This is a genomic window from Tessaracoccus zhenghani (genome assembly GCF_055326325.1).
Genome location: NZ_JBUZNQ010000002.1, coordinates 431,881 through 452,165, shown reverse-complemented (window position 1 = coordinate 452,165; position 20,285 = coordinate 431,881). Strand labels below are relative to the sequence as shown.

Sequence of the window (20,285 nt, the reverse complement as noted above, 5' to 3'; positions counted from 1 at the left end):
TCAGCGGGCCTCGCCCTTCTGGGGCAGCGTCCACCGGTAGCGGTGCGCCAAGAGCCCCAGCACGGTGCACGTCAGGATCGACGCCGCCATGCCCAGGTTCGGGTACCCCAGCTGCGTGAGGATCAGGCTCTCCGCTGCCCCGATCACCGCCACGGAGGCGTAGAGCGTGTTACCGCCGAACACCACCGGGATGCGCCCCGTGACGACGTCGCGGATCATCCCCCCGCCCACGGCAGTCAGCACGCCCAGCAGAATGGCGGGCAGCGGGTCGAGCCCGAAGCCCAACGCCTTGATGGTGCCGGTGGCGCTCCAACAGCCCAGCGCGAGCATGTCCAGCGAGGTCAGCAGCCGGCTCATCCATCGGCCCCTGAACGTCAGCAGGTAGGCGACCCCCGCGGCGCTGACTGCGCCCACGAGGTACAGCGGGTCGATGAACGCAACGGGACGGGTGGTCAACAGCACATCGCGGAGCATGCCCCCTCCCAGGCCAGTGAGGATGGCGAGGAACAGGAAACCGATGATGTCGAACCGCAACCTGCGCGCCACAAGGGCCCCGAGTAGCCCGTTGGCGACCACACCCGCCACGTCAACGACCCGGAAAAGCACCGAGGGATCGAACGCATCCACGGGCCAATGGTGCCACCATCCAGCACAATGGGGTGATGCGTGAACTTCAGCAGACCATCATCGAAGAGTTCGGTGTGCGGCCCGAGATCGATCCTGCGCAGGAGATCGAGCGGCGCATCCAGTTCCTCGTTGACTACCTCGCCGCCTCCCACACCCGTGGCTACGTGCTCGGCATCTCAGGCGGCATCGACTCCACGCTCGCCGGGAGGATCGCGCAACTCGCCGCGGAGCGGGTGCGCGCGCAGGGCGGCGACGCCACCTTCTACGCCATGCGGCTGCCCTACAACGTGCAGCACGACGAGGCCGACGCGCAGGCCGCGATGGACTTCGTGGGCGCGGACCGCGACCTCGCCTTCAACGTCGGCCGCGCCGTCGACGGCTTCGAGGACGAGTACGCCACGGCCGTCAGCGAGGAGATCACCGACTTCAACAAGGGCAACGTCAAGGCCCGCATCCGCATGGTGGCGCAGTACGCCGTGGCAGGCGACAACAACGCGCTCGTGCTGGGCACGGACCACGGCGCGGAATCCGTCATGGGCTTCTTCACGAAGTTCGGCGACGGCGGCGCGGACATCCTGCCGCTGTTCGGCCTCAACAAGCGCCAGAACCGTCAGCTCCTGAAACACCTGGGTGCGCCTGAACAGCTGTGGGGCAAGGTGCCCACCGCAGATCTCCTCGACGACAAGGTGGGCCAGCCGGACGAGGTGGAGCTCGGCGTCCCCTACGACGACATCGACGACTACCTCGAGGGCCGCGAGGTCCCTGCGGCCTCCGCGGAGCGGATCGAGCAGACCTGGCTGCGCAGCCGGCACAAGCGGACGGTGCCGGTGACGATCTTCGACACCTGGTGGCGGGGATGAGCGGCGACGCCGGACTGGCGCTGGTGGTCATCGACCTCCAGAAGTCCTACTTCGAACTGCCCGGCCTCGCCGGCAAGGAGGAACTCCTCCTGCCGCCCACCAACGAGCTGATCGCCTCGGCCCGCGCCAACGGCCGCCCGGTGATCCTGGTGCGGACCCAGCACGAGCCCGACAAGTCCACCTGGACCCTCAACATGCTGGAGGACGACCAGGGCTTCGCCTTTCCCGGCAGCGAACAGGCGGAATTCCTGGACGGCCTCGACACCACCGACTGCGTCGAGATCGTCAAGACCCGCGACAACGCCTTCTTCGGCACCAACCTGAAGGAACAACTCGACTTCCTCGGCATCGACCGCCTGCTGATCTGCGGGGTGTCCACCCACAGCTGCGTGGCCCAGACCGCCATCGGCGCCTTCGCGCACAACTTCCGCGCCTACGTCGCCGGTGACGCCATCGCGTCGGACCATCGTCCGCTCGCCGAAGCCCTACTCGACTTCCTCCGCGAGGAGATGCGCCAGCCGGTGCTCACCCAGCGCGAGAGCCTCGACCTCCTCGCTGGGTCCTGAGGTCCTCATGGTCAGGCTCCGTCGGGTCAGCCCCCGCATGATGGGCTTCACGCGCCGCAAGCGCGGCAGTGGCTTCAGCTACACAGACGCAGACGGCAACCCGCTGCCCAAGGACGAGGTGGAGCGCGTCAAGGCGCTGGCCATCCCGCCCGCCTGGACCGACGTGTGGATCTGCCCCCACCCCAACGGCCACCTGCAGGCCGTGGGCACCGACGACGCCGGCCGTCGCCAGTACCTCTACCACCCGGACTGGCGGTTGAAGCGCGACCGCTCCAAGTTCGAGCGCATCACGGCCGCGGCCGAGATGCTGCCGTCAGCCCGGCGTCGGATCTCGGCAGACCTGGCGCTCGGGAACTCGTCGCCGGAGTGCGTCTGCGCCACTGCCGTGCGGCTGCTGGACATCGGCTACTTCCGCATCGGCAACGACGCCTACACCGACGCGCACGGCTCCTTCGGGCTCACCACCCTGGAGCGGCAGCACGTCCGCCGACGCGGCGACGATCTGGTGTTCTCGTTCACGGGGAAGTCCGGGATCGCGCACACCATCGCGGTGGACGACCAGCCGGCCATCACGGTGCTGGAGAGACTGCGCAAGCGCAACGACGACTCCAAGCGGCTGCTGGCCTACCGGAGGGACGGCCAGTGGCACGACCTCAGCAGCGCAGACGTCAACGCCTACCTCTCCGACCTCTTCGGCGGCGCGCTCACCGCGAAGGACTTCCGCACCTGGCACGCCACGGTGATCGCGGCGGAGTCGCTGGCGCTGACCGAGGAGCCGGGCACTTCGAAGGCGTCGCGGCAACGCGCGATCAGGCAGGCGGTCCAGGAAGTGGCCAGCTACCTCGGCAACACGCCGACGGTGGCGCGCTCGTCATACATCGACCCGCGCGTGCTCGACGCCTACGAATCCGGCGACACCATCGCCGAGGCCGCCCGGAAGAAGTACAGCTCGGCCAACGCGCGCCAGACGGGCCTGGAGAAGGCCCTCCTTGCGTTGTTGGAGTGATGGGCAAGGATGAAACCATGACTGACGCTCCGGGGATCATCCCCCAGCCGACGGTGGGCAACCCCTCGCCCGCGACCACCACGTGGACGGCCGCCGGCCCCGCTGTGCCGAAGCCTGACGGCCCGCCGCCCGCCCAGTCCCTCAACGACGACCCCTGCTGGTACATGAACGCCGTCTTCTACGAAGTGTGGGTGCGCTCGTTCTCCGACAGCACCGGCACCGGCGCAGGCGACCTCAACGGCCTCATCAGCAAGCTCGACTACCTCCAGTGGCTCGGCGTCGACTGCATCTGGATCCCGCCCTTCTTCCCCTCCCCGCAGCGCGACGGCGGCTACGACGTGCACTTCTTCACCTCGGTGCAGGTGGAGATGGGCACCAAGGAGGGCATGAAGAACCTGCTGGCCGAGGCGCATGCCCGGGGCATCCGCGTGGTCAGCGACTTCGTCCTCAACCACACGTCGTCAGACCACCCGTGGTTCCAGGAGTCGCGGAAGAACCCCGACGGGCCCTACGGCGACTACTACGTCTGGCGCGACGACGACCGCGGCTATCCCGACGCCCGGATCATCTTCCTGGACAGCGAGAAGTCCAACTGGGAGTTCGACCCGGTGCGCAAGCAGTTCTACTGGCACCGGTTCTACCGGCACCAGCCGGACCTCAACTACGACAACCCGAAGGTGCTCGAGGAGATCCTCGACGCGCTGCGCCACTGGCTGGACCTCGGTGTCGACGGCTTCCGCCTCGACGCCGTCCCCTACCTCGTCGAGGAGGAGGGTACCAACTGCGAGAATCTGCCAGGAACGCACGAGATCCTGCGCAGAATCCGCGCGATGGTTGACGAGGAGTACCCCGGCCGGATGCTGCTCGCCGAGGCGAACCAGTGGCCCCACGACACCGTCGAGTACTTCGGCGAAGGCGACGAGTTCCACATGGCCTTCCACTTTCCGCTCATGCCCAGGCTGTTCAAGGCCCTGAAGCAGGGTTCGCGGTTGCCGATCGCCGAGATCCTGTCCGACACCCCCGCCTTGCCGGAGGGTTGCCAGTGGGCCACGTTCCTGCGCAACCACGACGAAATGACGCTCGAGATGGTCACCGAGGAGGACCGCAAATACCTGTGGAACGAGTACGCCCCGGTGCCGCGGATGCGGCTCAACCTGGGCATCCGCCGTCGGCTCGCGCCGCTGCTGGACAACGACGAGCGCCAGATCCGGTTGATGCATGCGCTGTTACTGGGGCTGCCGGGGTCGCCGGTGTTGTACTACGGCGACGAGATCGGCATGGGCGACCACATCTGGCTGCCGGACCGCGACGCCGTGCGCACCCCCATGCAGTGGACCCGCGAGATGCCGGGCGCCGGGTTCTCCGACGCCAACCCGTACCTCTTCGACAAGCCCATCCCCGCCACTCCCCCGTACGGGCCGGAGCAGGTCAATGTCGCCGATCAGCAGGCCAACCCCCAGTCGCTGTTGAACTGGCTGCGCCACACCTTGGCCCAGCGTCGCAAGTACGAACTGTTCGGCGTCGGCAGCTTCCGTGAGCTTGACGGGCCTGAAGAGGTGTTCTCGTTCGAGCGCCAGCAGGGCACCAATCTGGTGCTGTGTGTCAACAACCTCACCGCGTGGCCGCAGATGGTGGAGGTGGAACTGCCGGGCCTGGACGGCCGCACCCCCGCAGTCCTGTCGGGCACCGTGCCGGAAGCTCCGCAGGTGATCGGCGACCAGTACCGGATCGAGCTGCCGCCCTACGGCTACGCCTGGCTGCTGTTCAAGGATGTGCCGGCGGATTCCTGAAGTCGGCGCCAGCCGCCTCCAGCAGACGCAGCCACACCTCGCTCATCGTCGGATAGGCCGGCACGGCGTGCCACAGTCGCCGCAGCGGCACTTCCCCCACGACGGCGATCGTCGCCGCGTGCAACAACTCGGCCACGTCGGCGCCGACGAAGGTCGCGCCCACCACGGTGGAGCGGTCCTCGTCGATGACCAGGCAGACCCGGCCGTCGTAGCCGTCGGCGTGCAGGCTCGCCCCAGCGACGTCGCCCAGGGCGTACTCCACGGTGCGCACCCTGACCCCGGCATCCCGCGCCGAATCTGCAGTGAGACCGACTGAGGCGACCTGCGGGTCGCTGAACACCACCTGCGGCACCGCCCTGTGGTCGGCGGTGGCGACGTGCCTGCCCCAGTCGTCATCGTCGACGGGGTGGCCGCCCGCGCGGGCGGCGATCACGTCACCGGCGGCCCGGGCCTGGTACTTGCCCTGGTGGGTCAGCAGGACGCGGCCGTTGACGTCGCCCACCGCGTACAGCCACTCGTGTCCCTCGACGCGCATGGTGTCGTCGACGGCGAGGTACTCGCCCGGCTCCAACCCGACCGTCTCCAGCCCGAGGTCGCCGGTCCGGGGTCGCCTGCCCGTCGCCACCAGCACTTCGGCGGCGACGATCCGGCCGTGGTGGCCGGCCGCGACGGTGACCTCGCCGCCCGACCTGGTCACGTGGCTGACCCGCGCGTCTGTCAGGACCTGAACCCCACGCTCCCGCAACCGGCCCTCCACGGCCTCTCCCGCGAACGGCTCCATGGAGCCGAGCAGCCCGCTTCTGGCGATGAGGCTGACTTCGGCACCGAGGTCGGCGAACGCGGAAGCCAACTCGCAGGCCACCACCCCGCCGCCGATGACCACCAGGCTCTCGGGTACCCGCTCGGCGCCGGTGGCGTCCTTGCTCGTCCACGGCCGCGCGTCACGCAGCCCTGGGATGTCGGGGACCAGCGGTTCGGTGCCCGTGCAGACCGCGACGGCGTGCCGGGCGCGCAGTACGCGGCTCCCCTCGTCGGTGTCGACGGTGACCTCGCGCTCGCCGGTCAGGCGCCCCTCCCCCCGCACCAGCGTGGCGCCGATGCCCTCGACCCACTCCACCTGGCCGGTGTCGTCCCAGTGCGAGGTGAACGAATCCCTCCGTTCCAGCACGGCCCCGACATCCAGCGGGCCTGTGACCGCCGTCGACGCCCCCGCGACCGCCCTCGCTGCCCGGAGCGCCTCGCCGGGCCGGATGAGCGCCTTGGAGGGCATGCAGGCCCAGTAGGAGCAGTCCCCGCCCACGAGGTCGCTCTCCACCACGGCGACGCTGAGGCCACCCGCGACGGCGCGATCTGCGACGTTCTCGCCGGTTGAGCCGGCGCCGATGACGATGAGGTCGAAGTCCGTTGTCTCCATGGGCACCATCCTGCGCCGGATGGTGGGGCAATGTGGCCGATCTCCGGCTTCCGGCCGGGGAGGTCGCCTAGCCTGGGGACATGACTCTCGGCTACCAGGATGAACAGCCCACACGGGAAGAGATCGATGCAACGCGCGGCCTCGTCGCGTTGGAGTTCGGCCAGAACTGGTGCGGCTTCTGCGCCCGGTCCGCCCCGGCGCTGAACGAGGCGTTGGGCAATCGGCCGGACGTCGAGCGCATCAGGGTCGCCGATGGGAAGGGCCTTCCGTTGGGGCGCTCGTTCAAGGTGAAGTTGTGGCCCACGATGATCCTGTTGCGCGACGGCCAGGAGGTCGCCCGGGTGGTGCGGCCGGACTCGCCGCGGGAGATCGACGAGGCGCTGGACCGCGCGCTGCCGAACATCATTGAATAGGCGTCTCACAAGGGGCTTACTTCACCACGAGACCCCGATTGGACAAGCCGAACGGGGAGGGTCTAAAGTTATTCCTCGCGCGCACCACTAGCTCAACTGGCAGAGCAGCTGACTCTTAATCAGCGGGTTCAGGGTTCGAGTCCCTGGTGGTGTACCAAGCCAAAGGCCCCGACTTCGGTCGGGGTTTTTTGGTTTCCCAAGGCCCTGCCCGACTCGCCGGCGGCCTCCCGCGAACCCTTCGTGGACAAACAAGACCAGCCCCATGACCAACTCCGAAAATCCCGTCGATTCTTTTGTTGTGCGTCACTACTAATGACCCCATCGATGGTTAGCATCAGTTCGTGACCGGTCACTGTCCAGTGCCGGATCACCGCCGACGGCGCCGCGAGGAGGCGGCGAGGCCTCGGCGAAGTGCGTATTCGGGGGAAACGACAGGTAACGAACCACACACACAGAGAGATCACAATGAAGAGATTCCTCACAGTCGCCATCTCACTTCTGATGGCATTCACATTCATCGCCCCAGCGCGGGCGCTCGACATCCCCACCAGCAACAACGTGCACACCCTTCAGGCCGGCGACTTCGGCTCCCTTGATGGCTGGTACTCCGGCGAGATCACCGTCGGCTGGCACGGCAATGCCAACAACTCGGCGGAGCTCACCTGGTCGGGCAACGGCGGCGACGTCGTCGTCGCTCCGTACGCCATCGACAGCAACAAGCAACGCGACGGCGTCCTGGACGTGCGGATTCAGCAGACCACCCAAGAACAGAGCGTCGTGTTCACGATCACGAAGGTCAACGGGAAGACCATGAGCGCCACTGTTGTCGTTCCGCCGCTGTACAGCGGACCGATCGGCTACGAGGCGCTCCGCACGTCGAGCAACCCGGGCTACTACTACTCGGGCGCCATCATCGACCTCGGCGCAACCGTCAGCGCCGATGCGATCGACAAGGACACGTTCTCGGCCAAGGCCAGGATCACCGAGGCCGACGGCAGCGTCCAGGGCGGCTTCGGCAACTTCGGCTGGGATCCGGAGAAGGAGAGCTATGCGCTCGGCGACGGCTGGGCCCAGTGGAACATCCTCGACGCCTACGTGGTGGACGCTGACGGCAACCCCGCCGAAGAGGGCCAGTACGTGAAGCTGGAGATCGAGTGGAACACCCGCACCGAACCGAGCGGCGCCAGCAGCGCCAACCGATACGACGTGCCGGCCACGCGGGCGGCCTGGTACACCATCAACGGGTTGATCGCGTTCGCCAGCATCGAGTTGGACATCACGCAGCAGAACGCCATCGCTGGTCTTCACGAGAATGATTACGTGCAGGGCGACACCCGTCACGATCCCATCTTCGACCGGTTCGAGGTCGCGGATGCGCCGGGCGGCGGCACCTACTCGCTCTTCACCCCGGCCAACGCGAGCGAGGAGAACCTGCGCCCGCTGTTCGTCTGGTTCCACGGCACCGGTGAGCGCTTCCACGGCACCAACCCTGGCGCCAACCTGATCGGCAACCGCGCGCTCGCCTTCGCCGACACCGAGTTCCAGGACACTCTCGACGGGGCCTACGTGTTGGCTCCGCAGTCCACCACGACGGGCTGGGGCGCGCACAGGCTGGCCGACATGGAGGCCCTGATCGCCACGATCATCGCCGACAACAACGTCGACCCCGACCGGGTCTACGTGGGCGGCTTGTCCATGGGCACCGCGATGACGACACCGCTCATCACGTCGCAGACCGAGAACCAGCTCGACTTCGCCGCCGCCATTCTCACCTCCGGCGGCAACCTCAATGCCGAGCAGGCCGCGACCGTCGCAGCCAAGGGTTTCCCCGTCTACCTGGTGGGCAACACGTCCGACTGGGCCGCCGCCTCCCAGCCCGCCACGCTGGCGAACCTGCTGGCCGCCGGCGTGGACGCCCAGATGGCCCGCTACCCGGCGGGCCCCGTGTACGACGGTGAGCACTACTTCGGCGCTCACGACTCGTGGAACTACGTGTACAACAATCTCGTGGTCGACGATGAGGGCGAAACCATCTTCGAGTGGATCGCCAAGCAGAGCCGATGAACCCCGAACGGCCGGCCAACCATCACCCCCGAGATGGCTGGCCGGCCGTTCCTCTGCTCGAAACCGCGGACCCCCCTGCATTGATACCAGCAACCTGTACTAATCTCGGGACATGACGCAAACACCCGATCTGGACGTCCGCGAACTCGCCCCCGCCCAGCGCCACTCGACCATCTTCGGCACCTGGTCCGCACTGCCTCCCGGCGAGGCCTTCATCCTCGTGAACGACCACGACCCCAAGCCGCTCTCCTACCAGTTCGCCGCTGAGCACCCGGGCGAGTACACCTGGGACTACCAGGAGAACGGCCCCGAGGTGTGGCGCGTGAAGATCGGCAAGACCGACAAGAGCGCCTGACTCGGCAGTCCGGAACACACGGGGAGATTCCTGCCACATCGCCAACATATGGTCCGATGTGGCAGAAATCCCCCTCCGAATTTCAGGACTTGTTGTCCGGCGCAACAGCGGCTGACTAGCGAGAAGAGAACCGGGACTCGCTGACAGAATGCAAGTGAAAACACCCCTCCGGGTTATACTCAGGAAGATCCGATACCTCGCCGCGAGGGTGGGTCGGGGAGGTGTCGTGCAACGACTACGGCCGGGACTGGTGCTCTCGGAGCGCTATCGATTGATCGGCCACGTCGCGTCAGGCGGCATGGGGCAGGTCTGGGAAGCTTTCGACGACGTTCTTGAACGCCGACTGGCACTGAAGATCATGCACCCCCACACCCAGGAAGAGCTTGCGCTCGTGGAACGTTTCCGCGACGAGGCGCGCTTCGCCGCGCAGCTCACCCACCCCAACATCGTGACCATCCACGACTACCTCGAGGAAGACGGACTGTCTTGCCTGGTGATGGAGTTCGTCGACGGACCCACCCTGTACCGCATGCTCTCCGACGGTCCGCTGTCCCCGGAGATCACCCGAACCATCCTCTTCGAGCTGGCCTCGGCGTTGACCGTGGCCCACGAGGCCGGCGTCATCCACCGCGACATCAAGCCGGCCAACGTGCTGGTCCCGGAAACCGGGGCCAAGCTCACCGACTTCGGCATCGCCCGTTCGATCGACCGCGATTCGCGCACCCTCACCGGGCAGGTCCTCGGCACCGCCCACTACCTGAGCCCGGAGCAGGCGCTCGGCCAGCAGGTTGGCCCCGCGTCGGACATCTACGGGCTGGGCGTGCTCGCCCACGAGATGCTCACCGGCAAGAAGCCCTTCGACCGCACGAGCCCCATCGCCACCGCGCTGGCCCACGTGCAGGATCCGCCGCCGCCGCTGCCCGAGGGCACGCCGCCTGATCTCGAGTCGCTCATCACCGCCTGCATGGCGAAGGAGCCCGAGGAGCGGCCCACCGCTGCCCTGGTGGCGAAACTGCTCGAGCCGGAGACGGTGCCGGTGGCCGGCGAAGAAGAGTTCGACCCCGACGCCACGGCGGCCCTCCCCGCCCTCCCGCGGCGCGCCGTCACCATCTGACATGGTCGCCTCCCCGGGCGTCGACATCGTGTGCGGCCTCGCGGCTGGGCAGGTCGAGGCGGAGGTGGTCTACCGCGACGAGGGCATCATCGCCTTCCTCGACCACAGGCCGGTGTTCAAGGGCCATGTTCTCGTGTGCCCCGTCAAGCACGTCGAAACGCTTCTGGAGCTGCCCGGGGACGAGATCGCCCCCCTCTTCGCCGCCGTGCAGCGCGTGGCACGAGCGGTGGTCGAGGCCCTCGGCGCGCAAGGCAGTTTCACCGCGATCAACACCGTCGTCAGCCAGTCGGTGCCCCACCTGCACGTGCACGTGGTGCCCCGCACCAAGGGCGACGGACTCCGGGGATTCTTCTGGCCTCGCACGAAATACGCCGAGGGCGAGGCCGCCCAGTACGCGGAGCGCCTTCGCGCCGCGCTCACCACCTCGTGACGCACGGCGGAGGTAGCCTCGAGGGGTGAGGATCGCCACCTGGAACGTCAACTCCGCCAAGCAACGGATGCCGCGGCTGCTGCCCTGGCTGGAGGCCCGCCGGCCCGATGTCGTCTGCCTGCAGGAGACCAAACTGACCGACGACGCCTTCACCGATCTCTTCGCCGCTCCCCTGGCCGAACTGGGGTACGAGGCGGCCCACCACGGGCTGGGCGGGTTCAACGGCGTCGCGGTGTTGTCCCGGGTGGGTCTGGAGGACGTGGAGCGGAACTTTCACGGCCAGCCCGACTATCTCGGCGCGACGGAGGGCCGGGCCATCAGCGCAACCTGCGCCGGCATCCGCATCCACAGCCTGTACGTGCCCAACGGCCGCACCGTGGGCTCAGACCACTACGCCTACAAGCTCGAGTGGCTCGACGCGCTGGCGGCCGTCGTTGCCGCCGGACCCACGGAGGTCGCGCTGTGCGGCGACATGAACGTGGCCCCCAGCGACGTCGACGTGTTCGACCCCTCCGCCTACGTCGGACACACCCACGTGACCCCGGCCGAGCGTGCGCGGATCGACGCGTTCAGGCTGGTGGACGTCGTGCGGGCCCGCTGGCCCGAGCACGAGCGCCTCTTCAGCTACTGGGACTACCGCGCCGGGATGTTCCACCAGGACCTGGGCATGCGGATCGATCTGGTGCTCGCGTCCCAGCCGGTGGCGGACAGGGTCGCGGCCGCCTGGGTGGACCGCGCCGCGCGGAAGGGCAAAGCGCCCAGCGACCACGCCCCCGTCATCGTCGACCTCGACCAGGCCTACGACGGCGACATCGGCCCCGTGGTGCCCCCGCCGTCGAACCCGAAGCGTGTGGGCAGGACGAGGCTGCCCCAGTCGCGCGACTAAGCTGCCGACGTCCTGAGCACGGGCCGGCGACGCAGCAGGAAGGCTGCCGCGACGACGATCAGCGCAGCGACGACGGCGGAGATGCCCACCAGCGTCGACTCGGGCGCATCGCCGAGGCGGGCGATGGCGATCCACGCCAGACCCCAGCCGGCGGCCGCAGCGACGGCCAGGCGGCCACCGAACTGCCACGCGAACAGGGCGCCGAGACCGGCGGCAGCGGCGAGCACGATGACAGCGATCACCTGGTCTGCCAGCGCACCCACGGACCAGCCGGAGGCATCGCCCGCGGCGGCGACGTTGGCGCAGGTGGCGACGGTGACCCAGCCGAGGTAGAGGCCGAAGGTGCCGTCGACGACGATCCGCTCGGCTGTGCTGGCGGCCGGAAGAGCCGTGAGGTTACGCACGATGAAGCCCAGCACGAGAGCCAGGACGGCGATCACCAGCACGCTCACCCAGATCCAACCGACCTGCGTCACGAGGATCCACGCGGCGTTGAGCAGCATCGAGGCCCCGGCGAGCAAGCCGGTGGCGCGGGCCCGCTCAGACGTCTTGTTGGCCGGGAGCCACTGCCAGGTGGTGTACGCGAACAGGCCGAGGTAGATCACCGACCAGATGGAGAAGGCGGCGCCACCGGGCGCGAGCAGGGTCGCGTCGGCCGACAGCGCACCACCCGATGACTGCTCGACGGGGGTGCCGACGACGCCGAAACCGAGCAGCGTGCCGTACACGCAGAGTACGGCGGAGACGGTGACCCAGAGTTGACGGAGAAGGTCGCGGTTCATGATGTGTCCTCGTTCTGTGGGATGGATGTCACCACAGTAGCCCAACGGGTGCATTTTGTTCAATGTTTGTCTAAGGTTGCCTACGCTCGGCCGGCCAACAGCGCCCTGTGCAACACCTTCGCCGCCTCGGAGGGCGCGTCCGGCAGCGACTCGGCCCCCTCCACCTCCGAGCGCCGCGAGCCGCCGGCCCAGACGCTCACGGGCGGGGCGATCCCAGCCAGGCGACTCACCACCTCCTGCGCACCATCAGCAGGTTTCAGTACCGACGTGACGCCCACGACGGCGGCCCGGGCCCGGTGCTCGCGTGCCGCCCTCTCCCATTCGACCGCGGGGACGTCGGCACCCAGGTAGACGACATCGGCGCCCAGCCGTCGCAGGCAGGCCGCGAAGGCGAACAACATCAGCTCATGACGCGCGCCGGGCGGCAGGCCCACCAGCACCTTGCCAGGGGCGGTGGCCGGGCCGGCCGCGTCGAAGGCGGCGGCGATGGTGCGCATGAGGGCAGCGCTGGCGAAGTGCTCCCCCGCGACACCCAGCTCACCGCTGGCCCAGGCCTCCCCCAACTCCCGGAGGCCATCCGGCAACCACACGTCGGCGAACGCCTCAAAACCCTCGACGGGGGCCGCAGCCGCGATGGCCGCCTCCATCGCTACCGGGTCGAGGCGCGCGGCAGCCTCCACCATGCCCGGCCCATCATGGAACGCCCCGACAGCAGCCGCCGCATCCGGCACCTCCGCCAGCAGCGTGGCCGCCGCCCGGGAGGCGGGCACCCCGGCCCCCACGAGCGCCGCCATTTCGCGCAGCACAGCCACCTGCTCGTCGCTGTACAGGCGGTAGCGACCCTCGGATCTCGAAGGTTGCACGATGCCGTACCGGGACTCCCAGGCACGCAATACCGCTTCCGAGACACCAGTGAGCCCGGAGACCTGTTTGATTGTGTACACCTCTGCTCCAGACTGAGGAGGAACGCTTGTCGAACATAACGCTAGCAAGCCTTGGACAAACATTGAACACCGGCCTTGCCTGCATCTCACTTTCCCGTTAGAGTTCCATCAACCTTAGACAAACGTTAGACAGGTCGCGATGTCAATTCACACTTCGGCTGAGAGCACGTCGAGCCCCTCCAATCCGGACGAGGTCATCCTCCTCGACGAGGCGGGCCGCGCCGTCGGCAGCGCAGACCGCCTCACCATCCACACCGACTCCACGCCTCTGCACCTGGCCTTCTCCACGTACCTGTTCAACGCCGCCGGGCAGGTCCTCGTGACCCGCCGCGCGCTGTCGAAGAAGACCTGGCCAGGCGTGTGGACCAACTCGGCCTGCGGTCACCCCCGGCCCGGCGAGCAGATCGAGGACGCCGCCCGACGCCGGATCCGCGAGGAGATCGGGCTGCACGTCGGTCCCCTCGTATCGCTGCTGCCGCAGTTCCGCTACCAGGCCACGGACGCATCGGGCATCGTCGAGAACGAGATCTGCCCCGTCTTCGCCGCCTTCGTCGGCGACGAGGACCCCGTGGCGAACCCCGAGGAAGTGGCCGAGTGGGCCTGGATCGACTGGGCAGACCTGCACCGCGCGATCGAGGCGACCCCCCACGTCTACAGCCCGTGGGCTGCTCTCCAGGTTCCGGAGATCAACACCCTCTTCCCCGGTGCCCACGGCCTGCAGCACCGCTCCACCGCCGACCCCGACGCAGCGGTGGCCGAGGTCGACCAGCTCATCGCCGCCGAACTCAACGCACTCGGCACCGAATGGGGCGCCCTCATCGGCGACCTCGGCGTCGACATCCTGGCCGACGACCTCCCCCAGTGGCTGGCCCGGCTCAGCTCGGGCGGCAAGCGCATCCGCGTGCGGCTGGCGTACTGGGGCTTCATCGCCGGCGGCGGCGCCCACGGCAGCGAGTCCTACCTGCGCCTCCTGCGCATCACCGCGGCGCTCGAACTGCTGCACCTCTTCGCTCTCATCCACGACGACGTGATGGACGAGTCTGATTCCCGCCGCGGCCACCCCTCTGCCCACATCGAGGCCGCGAGCTGGCACCGCAACAGCTCCGCCGTCGGAGAGGCACGACGCTTCGGCGAGAGCCTGGCCGTCCTGTTGGGCGACCTCGCCCACACCGTCGCCGACCGCCTGGTCGACGGGCTCCCCCGCCGCCTGCGCGAGACGTGGTACCGGCTCTCCGTGGAACTCATCGCCGGGCAGCGCGCGGACCTCACCGGCGCCGTAGCCGGCCGCTGGGACCGCCACCACGCCGAATCCGTCGCCCGCCTGAAGTCGGGGCGCTACACGGTGATGCGGCCGCTCCAGTTCGGCGCGATCGCCGCCGGCGCCTCCGCCGAGGCCGAGCAGGCACTGCTGGCCTGCGGCGAACTCCTCGGCCGCGCCTTCGCCCTCCGCGACGACTACCTGGGCGTGTGGGGAGACCCGCGCATCACCGGGAAGCCGGCCGGAGACGACCTCGTCGACGCGAAGGCCACCGTGCTGCTCTCCATCGCGCGGGAACGGCTCACCGGCCCCAGCCGCGACACTCTCGAAGCGCTCGGCACCGACGGGTTCGCCCGCAGCGACGCCCCGAAACTCGCACAGGCCATGCGCGAGGCCGGCGTCGACGTCGAGCTGGAGAAGCTGATCGCCGACGACCTGGCCGCCGCCCTCGCCCACCTCGACGACGTGGGTCTGGCCCCCGCCGGCGTCGAGGGACTGCACGACGCGGCCCGCGCCGTCGCTTGGCGGGACGCATGAGCAAGAACGTAGTGATCGTCGGCGCAGGCCTCTCCGGCCTGTCCGCAGCCCTCCATCTGGCCGGCGCCAGCCACCGCGTCACCCTCCTGGAACGCGACGCGGTCCCCGGTGGGCGCAACGGGATCCTGGAGCGTGACGGCTTCCGGTTCGACACCGGGCCGGTGGTGTTCACCATGCTCAGCCTGCTCGAGGAGGCCTTCGCCGCCGTCGGGCGCAGCAGCCGCGACTATGTGAAGATGGCGCTGCTCGACCCCGCGTACCACGCCTTCTTCGCCGACGGCTCGCAGCTGCTGGTGCGCCCCGGCCATGAACTGATGCGCGAGGAGATCCTCGCCCAGTGCGGCCCGAAGGACGCCGCGGCGTTCGACCGGTTCGTCGCCTGGCTGAAGCGGCTCAACGACGTGGAGGTGCCCAACTTCATCGACACCAACTTCTCCTCCCCGCTGAGCCTCCTTCGCTCCCCCGCCGCGGCGCTGGAGTTGCTGCGGCTCGGGGCGTTCGGTCGCCTCGGCCCGGCCGTCTCCCGTCGCTTCGACGACGAGCGCCTCCACCGCGTGTTCAGCTTCCAGGCGATGTACGCCGGCCTCGCGCCGGCCCAGGCCTTGGCGCTGTACGCGGTGATCACGTACATGGATTCCATCGAGGGGGTGTGGTTCCCGGAGGGCGGGATGCACGCCGTCCCGCGCGCCATGGCCGCGGCCGCTGTCGACGCCGGGGTCGAGGTGCGCTACAACGCCACCGTCGAACGGGTGCTGCGCGGAGCCGACGGTGCCGTGACCGGGGTCCGGCTGGCTGACCACGAAGTGGTGCCCGCGGAAGCCGTCGTCGTGACGGCAGACCTCCCCGTCGCCTACGAGCGGCTGCTGCCCGACCTCCAGGCCCCGAGGGTCGCGCGGCGGGGCAAGTTCTCGCCGTCGGCTCTGGTGTGGCACCTGGGCGTGAAGGGCGACCTCCCTCCGCAGGCGGGCCACCACAACATCCACTTCGGACGCGCGTGGGACGAGGCCTTCACAGACCTCCTCAAGCGAGGCGTGCCCATGGCGGACCCCTCGCGCTACGTGGCGGTCCCGACCGTGCACGCCCCAGACGCCGCGCCCGCAGGTCACCACACGCTCTACGTGCTGGAGCCGGTGCCGAACCTGCAGGTGGGCAATCTGGACTGGGCGCTCGAAGGCCCCCGCCTGCGGGAACGCATGCTGCGTTTCCTCGAAGACGCCGGCTACCCCGTCGACATCGTCACCGAGGAGTTGGTGACCCCTGCGGACTGGGCGGCCCAGGGGATGGCGGCGGGCACTCCGTTCGCGCTGTCGCACGTCTTCTCCCAGACCGGTCCGTTCCGCCCGCGCAACGTGGACAAACGTGCACGGGGGCTCATCTTCGCGGGCTCCGGCACCACCCCCGGCGTGGGCATCCCGATGGTGCTCATCTCCGGCAAACTCGCCGCCCGACGTGTGGAGGAACTCTGATGGACCAGATGCTCGAGGCCGGCTACCGGCGATGTGGTGAACTGACCCGTCAGTACGGCACCACCTACTACTGGGGAGCGCTGCTCCTGCCTCCGTCGCAGCGCCGCGATGTGTACTCCGTCTACGCGCTGTGCCGGTTGGCCGACGACATCGTCGACGAGCCGGAGAGGGTGGACCTGGCGGTACCGCAGGACGGCACGCCTCCCGAGCGGCTCGACGCGTTCCGGCAGGTGTTCTTCACGGCACTGGCCTCCGGGAAGTCGTCGGATCCGGTGATGGCCGCGATCGCGGACAGCATCCGCCGCCGGGGCACGGACCCCGAATGCTTCGAGCGCTTCTTCGACGCCATGGCCCTGGACCTGCACACGGAGACGTGGCCCACCTGGGAGCGCCTCCGCGACGGCTACATGGAGGGCTCGGCGGCCGTGATCGGCGAGATGATGCTGCCGGTGCTCGAGCCGTACACCGTCGAGGCGAGGGAGCCGGCGCGCGCGTTGGGTCACGCTTTCCAGCTGACGAACTTCCTCCGCGACATCGAGGAGGACCTCGACCGCGGCCGCGTCTACCTGCCCCAGGCAGACCTGGCGAAGCACGGCGCAGATCCCTGGCTGCGCCGGGTCACTCCGCAGTGGCGGGCCATGATGGCCGAGCAGTTCGAGCGCAACCGCGCCCTCTACGCAGAAGCGATGACCGGGCTGCCCATGCTGCCGCCGGCGTCGCGCCGCTGCGTCGGCACAGCCCTGGTGCTGTACAGCCGCATCCTGGACCGCATTGAAGCCCGCGGCTACGACGTCTTCTCAGGTCGGGTCCGGGTGCCAGTGGGCGAGAAGCTCGGCGTGGTGGCGCGCACGCTCACCGTCGGCCTCCCCCAACCGACGCTGGCCTAGTCAGCGGCGGGCGCCGAGGAGCCCGCGCATCGGCACGGTCCACACGTCGTGGCCGGCTGCACCCCAGCCGGCCAACAGCTCGTTGGCAGCCAGGAAGCCCGTCGTCGCGGCCCGCTCCATGAGGGCCACCGGGTAGTCGCAGCGGAGCCAGTCGCCCGCCAACACGAGCCGGGAGTCCGGCGTCGTGACGCCTGGGCGCTCGCTCCAGCCCGAGGGGCCGATCAGCGTGCAGTCGTCGCGGATGAGCACCTCACGGGCCACCACCCCGGCCGTCGCCGTTTCGGGGAACACCCTGTGCAGTTCCGCCTCCAGCCGCTGCACCACGTCGTCGGCAGCGGCCCGGTCCTCCATGACGGCCGGGTCGCAGGCGTAGGCGTGCAACTCGACGACGGAACCGCCGTTGCTCTGGGCCCACTTCGCGGCACCGTCCTCGAAGCGTTCCAGCACCGAGACGTTGTCGAGAGGGCCGTAGCCCGACGTGCCGAGGAACGCGGGTCGGGTGGCCAGCACGGGCGTGTCGAGCCACAGGCGGACGACGGCGAAAGGCGGCGCGTTGTACGTGGCGGCCACGGAGTCGCGCCAGCCGGCGAGCCCCTCGCCGTCGACGGTCGCGGCCAGCGCGCGGGCGGCCCGTGGGTCAGCGGCGATCACGACGGCGTCGCCCTCGATGCGCTCAGACCCGACGGTCACGGCCGCGCCGTTGTCGCCCAGCTCGATGGAATCGACGGCGGCGCCGAACCGGACGTCGACGCCAAGGCCGCCGAGCACACGGGCCAGCGGGGCCCACAGGGCGGTGTCGTAATCGTCGTCCGGCACGTCGAAGAGCAGGCCCTCGGCGGAGCCCAGGAAGTAGGTGTGGAACATCGCCACCAGTTCCCCGGCGCCGAACTCGCGGGGGTCCGCGAAGAAGGAGCGCGCGAACACCTCGAGCGCCAGGTCGCGGGCCCCGTCGGGGAACCGGAGCCGGTCCAGGAAGGCCGCGGCGGATTCGCCGTCGTAGCGCTCATAGGTTTCGGGGAACTGCACCTGGAGCAGCTCGAGGGCCGCCGGGATGTGCACCTTGGCCAGCCCCTTGAGTGAGAAGGCGGGGCTGCGGGCGACAAACTGCAGCACAGACCACGGCGGCGTCTTCGCCAGGCCGGTGAACGAGTCGCGCAGCCCGTCCGGCCGCTGCAGGGGGTAGTCGTCGATGGGGACGAGGAACGACAGGTCGACATCTGCGCGGCGCAGCAGCCGGCGCAGGTTGTAGTACTGGCGGAAGAACGCGTGGAAGCCGCGGCTCATGGTGCGGCCGTCCTCCAGCGGCCAGGCGGCGACGCGCCCGCCCAGCCTGTCTCCGGCCTCGAACAGCGTGACGCGCACCCCTCGCTCAGCCAGCGCGGTGGCGGCCGCGAGGCCCGCGATGCCGCCGCCCACGACGATCGCGTGGCGGCCGCCGTCGAGATGACGGGCGCCGGCCTGCCCGGGATGGCGGACGGCGCGCTTGTCCCTGCCGGGGCGTTGGCTCATGGGGTTTCCTCCGGTTTGCGGGCGATGAAGGTGTGGAGCACTCCGCGCTGCCACCCTGCGGCCGTGCGGTGGGCGACATCGACGAACCCGGCAGCGCTCAGCCTGTCGGCGAACGTGGCCAACGAATCGAAGTCGATCACGCTGCGCCACAGGTAGCGGTACAGCGTCGGGTTGCCGTCGATGACGGAGCCCAGCGGGATGATCACCCCGCGGCTCACCGCGTCCCACACCCGACGCGCGGCGTTGTTGCCGTCCACCGAGTACTCCTGCACGCACAGCCAGGCTCCGGGGCGCAGCAGTTCGAACACCTCGGCCACCGCGCCGTCGCGCTGCTCCTCGGGCACGTTGCGGAACAGGTAGCAGGCCAGTGCGCCGTCGAAGGTTCCGCAGGCCCACCTGTCCAGGTTCAGCTCGCCGATGGTGGCCCGTTCGAACCGGACCTGCGGGGGCCAGCGCTTGGCGCGGGCGCGCTCCAGCATGCCGGGCGACGCGTCGAGGCCGAGGATGTAGGACCCCTCGGGGGCCGCCTCTGCCAACGCCTGCGTGGAGGCGCCGGAGCCGCAGGCCAGATCCAACAGGGCCTGGGGTTCACCGTCGAGCCGCGACGTCAGGGCCTCGGCCGCGCGGCGCAGTTCGCGGTGGTAGCCGGGGTTGAGCCGCACCATGAGGTCATAGCGGCGGGCACCGCGGTCGAAGGCCTCCGCCATGTTCATCCGGGCTCTCCCTTTCGTCGACCGAGCGTCACCCATACGAGCATTGTGAGGGTGAGCATGGTCCACCCGAAGCCGAAGTCCTCAACTGGGATGTCCCAGGGGAACCGGATGCCGGAATGGTGCGCCGGGTTGTAGAGCACGATGGGGTCTGAGAGCTTCGTGAGCCAGCCGTCGACCAGGCCCTGGAAGAAGAAGATGATGGCCATGGAGATCCAGTACTGCAGCGAGCGGAAGAGGCCGGTGCGCAGCCAGAACACCTCCAGCGCGATGACCGCGAGCATCCCGATAACGGTGAGGACCGTGTACTCAGGCATCGTCGTTCCTCCTGCGGAGGCGGCCAAGGACGTAGCCGACACCTTCGTACGTCAGCAGCCCGCAGATGGGGATGACCAGGAAGAACAGCAGTTCCTCGAGCGGAAGCACTCCGAGCATGATCCCCGTGGTGAAGCGCTCGCTGTAGGTCCAGTGGTCGCGCAGGATGCCCAGCACGTCCCAGGCGAGGAAGACCACGAGCATGGGGAGCATCGCGAGCAACAACCGGAGGGGACGCCGGTAGACGCGGGCGCGGAGCACGAACTCGAGCGGCAGGGTGATCGCCACGCACGCGCCCATCAGGATCAGGTACTGGTAGCTGTCAGGCATCACTGTCACCCTAGAGGTTCGA

21 protein-coding genes and 1 tRNA gene are annotated in these 20,285 nt (G+C 69.0%); 14 read left to right on the top strand and 8 right to left on the bottom strand.

The genetic code is table 11. The features are described 5' to 3' along the window. On the bottom strand, positions 1-627 hold the full coding sequence (locus ACZK4S_RS05995) for a trimeric intracellular cation channel family protein (RefSeq protein ID WP_463643689.1): 627 nt from the start codon (positions 625-627) through the stop codon (positions 1-3). A 35-nt stretch (positions 628-662) separates the two neighbouring features. Here ACZK4S_RS05995 and nadE point away from each other — a divergent pair, with 35 nt between their 5' ends. Genes nadE through treS form a run of 4 tightly spaced genes read left to right on the top strand, consistent with a single transcriptional unit; the run spans position 663 to position 4,849 of the window. Continuing rightward, entirely contained in the window at positions 663-1,487 is an 825-nt protein-coding gene (nadE, locus tag ACZK4S_RS05990) for an NAD(+) synthase (RefSeq protein ID WP_463643688.1), read from the top strand. Continuing rightward, the gene (locus ACZK4S_RS05985; protein ID WP_076060453.1) at positions 1,484-2,053 is read left to right on the top strand and encodes a cysteine hydrolase family protein; all 570 of its coding nucleotides are present in this window, start codon (positions 1,484-1,486) and stop codon (positions 2,051-2,053) included. The genes nadE and ACZK4S_RS05985 overlap by 4 nt, the downstream gene beginning before the upstream one ends. Positions 2,054-2,060: 7 nt before the next feature. After that, the gene (locus ACZK4S_RS05980) at positions 2,061-3,059 is read left to right on the top strand and encodes a DNA topoisomerase IB (protein ID WP_463643687.1); all 999 of its coding nucleotides are present in this window, start codon (positions 2,061-2,063) and stop codon (positions 3,057-3,059) included. A 17-nt stretch (positions 3,060-3,076) separates the two neighbouring features. Next, positions 3,077-4,849 (top strand): maltose alpha-D-glucosyltransferase, encoded by a 1,773-nt coding sequence (gene treS, locus ACZK4S_RS05975; RefSeq protein ID WP_463643686.1) that lies wholly within the window; start codon positions 3,077-3,079, stop codon positions 4,847-4,849. Here the strand turns inward: treS and ACZK4S_RS05970 are convergent. Next, positions 4,824-6,263: a dihydrolipoyl dehydrogenase family protein gene (locus tag ACZK4S_RS05970; protein ID WP_463643685.1), complete on the bottom strand. Its 1,440-nt coding sequence runs from the start codon at positions 6,261-6,263 to the stop codon at positions 4,824-4,826. The genes treS and ACZK4S_RS05970 overlap by 26 nt on opposite strands. An 80-nt stretch (positions 6,264-6,343) precedes the next feature. Between ACZK4S_RS05970 and ACZK4S_RS05965 the strand changes: the two genes are divergently transcribed. From ACZK4S_RS05965 to ACZK4S_RS05935, 7 genes are all read left to right on the top strand, one after another. After that, positions 6,344-6,676 carry a thioredoxin family protein gene (locus ACZK4S_RS05965; protein WP_463643684.1) on the top strand — a complete coding sequence of 111 codons (333 nt, stop codon included), beginning with the start codon at positions 6,344-6,346 and terminating at the stop codon, positions 6,674-6,676. Between the two features lie 81 nt (positions 6,677-6,757). After that, positions 6,758-6,833 (top strand) — tRNA-Lys (locus tag ACZK4S_RS05960). A gap of 344 nt (positions 6,834-7,177) precedes the next feature. Then, a complete protein-coding gene (locus ACZK4S_RS05955) occupies positions 7,178-8,740 on the top strand; it encodes a carboxylesterase family protein (protein WP_463643683.1) in 1,563 nt (520 codons plus the stop codon). A 112-nt stretch (positions 8,741-8,852) separates the two neighbouring features. Next, on the top strand, positions 8,853-9,095 hold the full coding sequence (locus ACZK4S_RS05950) for a DUF2249 domain-containing protein (protein ID WP_076060440.1): 243 nt from the start codon (positions 8,853-8,855) through the stop codon (positions 9,093-9,095). Positions 9,096-9,321: 226 nt separating this feature from the next. Beyond that, positions 9,322-10,209 (top strand): serine/threonine-protein kinase, encoded by an 888-nt coding sequence (locus ACZK4S_RS05945; RefSeq protein ID WP_463643682.1) that lies wholly within the window; start codon positions 9,322-9,324, stop codon positions 10,207-10,209. A 1-nt stretch (position 10,210) separates the two neighbouring features. Then, a complete protein-coding gene (locus ACZK4S_RS05940) occupies positions 10,211-10,639 on the top strand; it encodes an HIT family protein (RefSeq protein ID WP_459397338.1) in 429 nt (142 codons plus the stop codon). A 25-nt stretch (positions 10,640-10,664) separates the two neighbouring features. Next, positions 10,665-11,525 carry an exodeoxyribonuclease III gene (locus ACZK4S_RS05935; protein WP_182765871.1) on the top strand — a complete coding sequence of 287 codons (861 nt, stop codon included), beginning with the start codon at positions 10,665-10,667 and terminating at the stop codon, positions 11,523-11,525. On the opposite strand, the gene ACZK4S_RS05930 is transcribed toward ACZK4S_RS05935, so the two are convergent. Together ACZK4S_RS05930 and ACZK4S_RS05925 are read right to left on the bottom strand one after the other, a co-directional pair. Next, positions 11,522-12,307 carry a TspO-related membrane protein gene (locus tag ACZK4S_RS05930; protein WP_463643681.1) on the bottom strand — a complete coding sequence of 262 codons (786 nt, stop codon included), beginning with the start codon at positions 12,305-12,307 and terminating at the stop codon, positions 11,522-11,524. The genes ACZK4S_RS05935 and ACZK4S_RS05930 overlap by 4 nt on opposite strands. 80 nt (positions 12,308-12,387) lie before the next feature. Further along, the gene (locus ACZK4S_RS05925; RefSeq protein WP_463643680.1) at positions 12,388-13,251 is read right to left on the bottom strand and encodes a MerR family transcriptional regulator; all 864 of its coding nucleotides are present in this window, start codon (positions 13,249-13,251) and stop codon (positions 12,388-12,390) included. Positions 13,252-13,390: 139 nt separating this feature from the next. On the opposite strand from ACZK4S_RS05925, the gene idi reads away from it, so the two are divergent. Genes idi through ACZK4S_RS05910 form a run of 3 tightly spaced genes read left to right on the top strand, consistent with a single transcriptional unit; the run spans position 13,391 to position 17,399 of the window. Then, complete coding sequence (gene idi, locus ACZK4S_RS05920; RefSeq protein ID WP_463643679.1) at positions 13,391-15,046, top strand: isopentenyl-diphosphate Delta-isomerase; 1,656 nt, start codon at positions 13,391-13,393, stop codon at positions 15,044-15,046. Further along, the gene (crtI, locus tag ACZK4S_RS05915; RefSeq protein ID WP_463643678.1) at positions 15,043-16,512 is read left to right on the top strand and encodes a phytoene desaturase family protein; all 1,470 of its coding nucleotides are present in this window, start codon (positions 15,043-15,045) and stop codon (positions 16,510-16,512) included. Before idi ends, crtI begins: the two co-directional genes overlap by 4 nt. Next, positions 16,512-17,399: a phytoene/squalene synthase family protein gene (locus ACZK4S_RS05910; protein ID WP_076060422.1), complete on the top strand. Its 888-nt coding sequence runs from the start codon at positions 16,512-16,514 to the stop codon at positions 17,397-17,399. Before crtI ends, ACZK4S_RS05910 begins: the two co-directional genes overlap by 1 nt. Here the strand turns inward: ACZK4S_RS05910 and ACZK4S_RS05905 are convergent, their stop codons facing one another. The 4 genes from ACZK4S_RS05905 to ACZK4S_RS05890 are packed head-to-tail and all read right to left on the bottom strand — an operon-like array spanning position 17,400 to position 20,263. Beyond that, positions 17,400-18,908 carry an FAD-dependent oxidoreductase gene (locus tag ACZK4S_RS05905; RefSeq protein ID WP_076060420.1) on the bottom strand — a complete coding sequence of 503 codons (1,509 nt, stop codon included), beginning with the start codon at positions 18,906-18,908 and terminating at the stop codon, positions 17,400-17,402. Then, positions 18,905-19,621, bottom strand: coding sequence for a class I SAM-dependent methyltransferase (locus tag ACZK4S_RS05900; RefSeq protein ID WP_463643677.1), 717 nt, complete (start codon positions 19,619-19,621; stop codon positions 18,905-18,907). The genes ACZK4S_RS05905 and ACZK4S_RS05900 overlap by 4 nt, the downstream gene beginning before the upstream one ends. After that, the gene (locus ACZK4S_RS05895; RefSeq protein ID WP_463643675.1) at positions 19,618-19,935 is read right to left on the bottom strand and encodes a lycopene cyclase domain-containing protein; all 318 of its coding nucleotides are present in this window, start codon (positions 19,933-19,935) and stop codon (positions 19,618-19,620) included. The genes ACZK4S_RS05900 and ACZK4S_RS05895 overlap by 4 nt, the downstream gene beginning before the upstream one ends. Next, positions 19,928-20,263, bottom strand: a complete 336-nt coding sequence (locus tag ACZK4S_RS05890; protein ID WP_463643674.1) for a lycopene cyclase domain-containing protein — start codon at positions 20,261-20,263, stop codon at positions 19,928-19,930. The genes ACZK4S_RS05895 and ACZK4S_RS05890 overlap by 8 nt, the downstream gene beginning before the upstream one ends. Positions 20,264-20,285 lie beyond the last annotated feature (22 nt).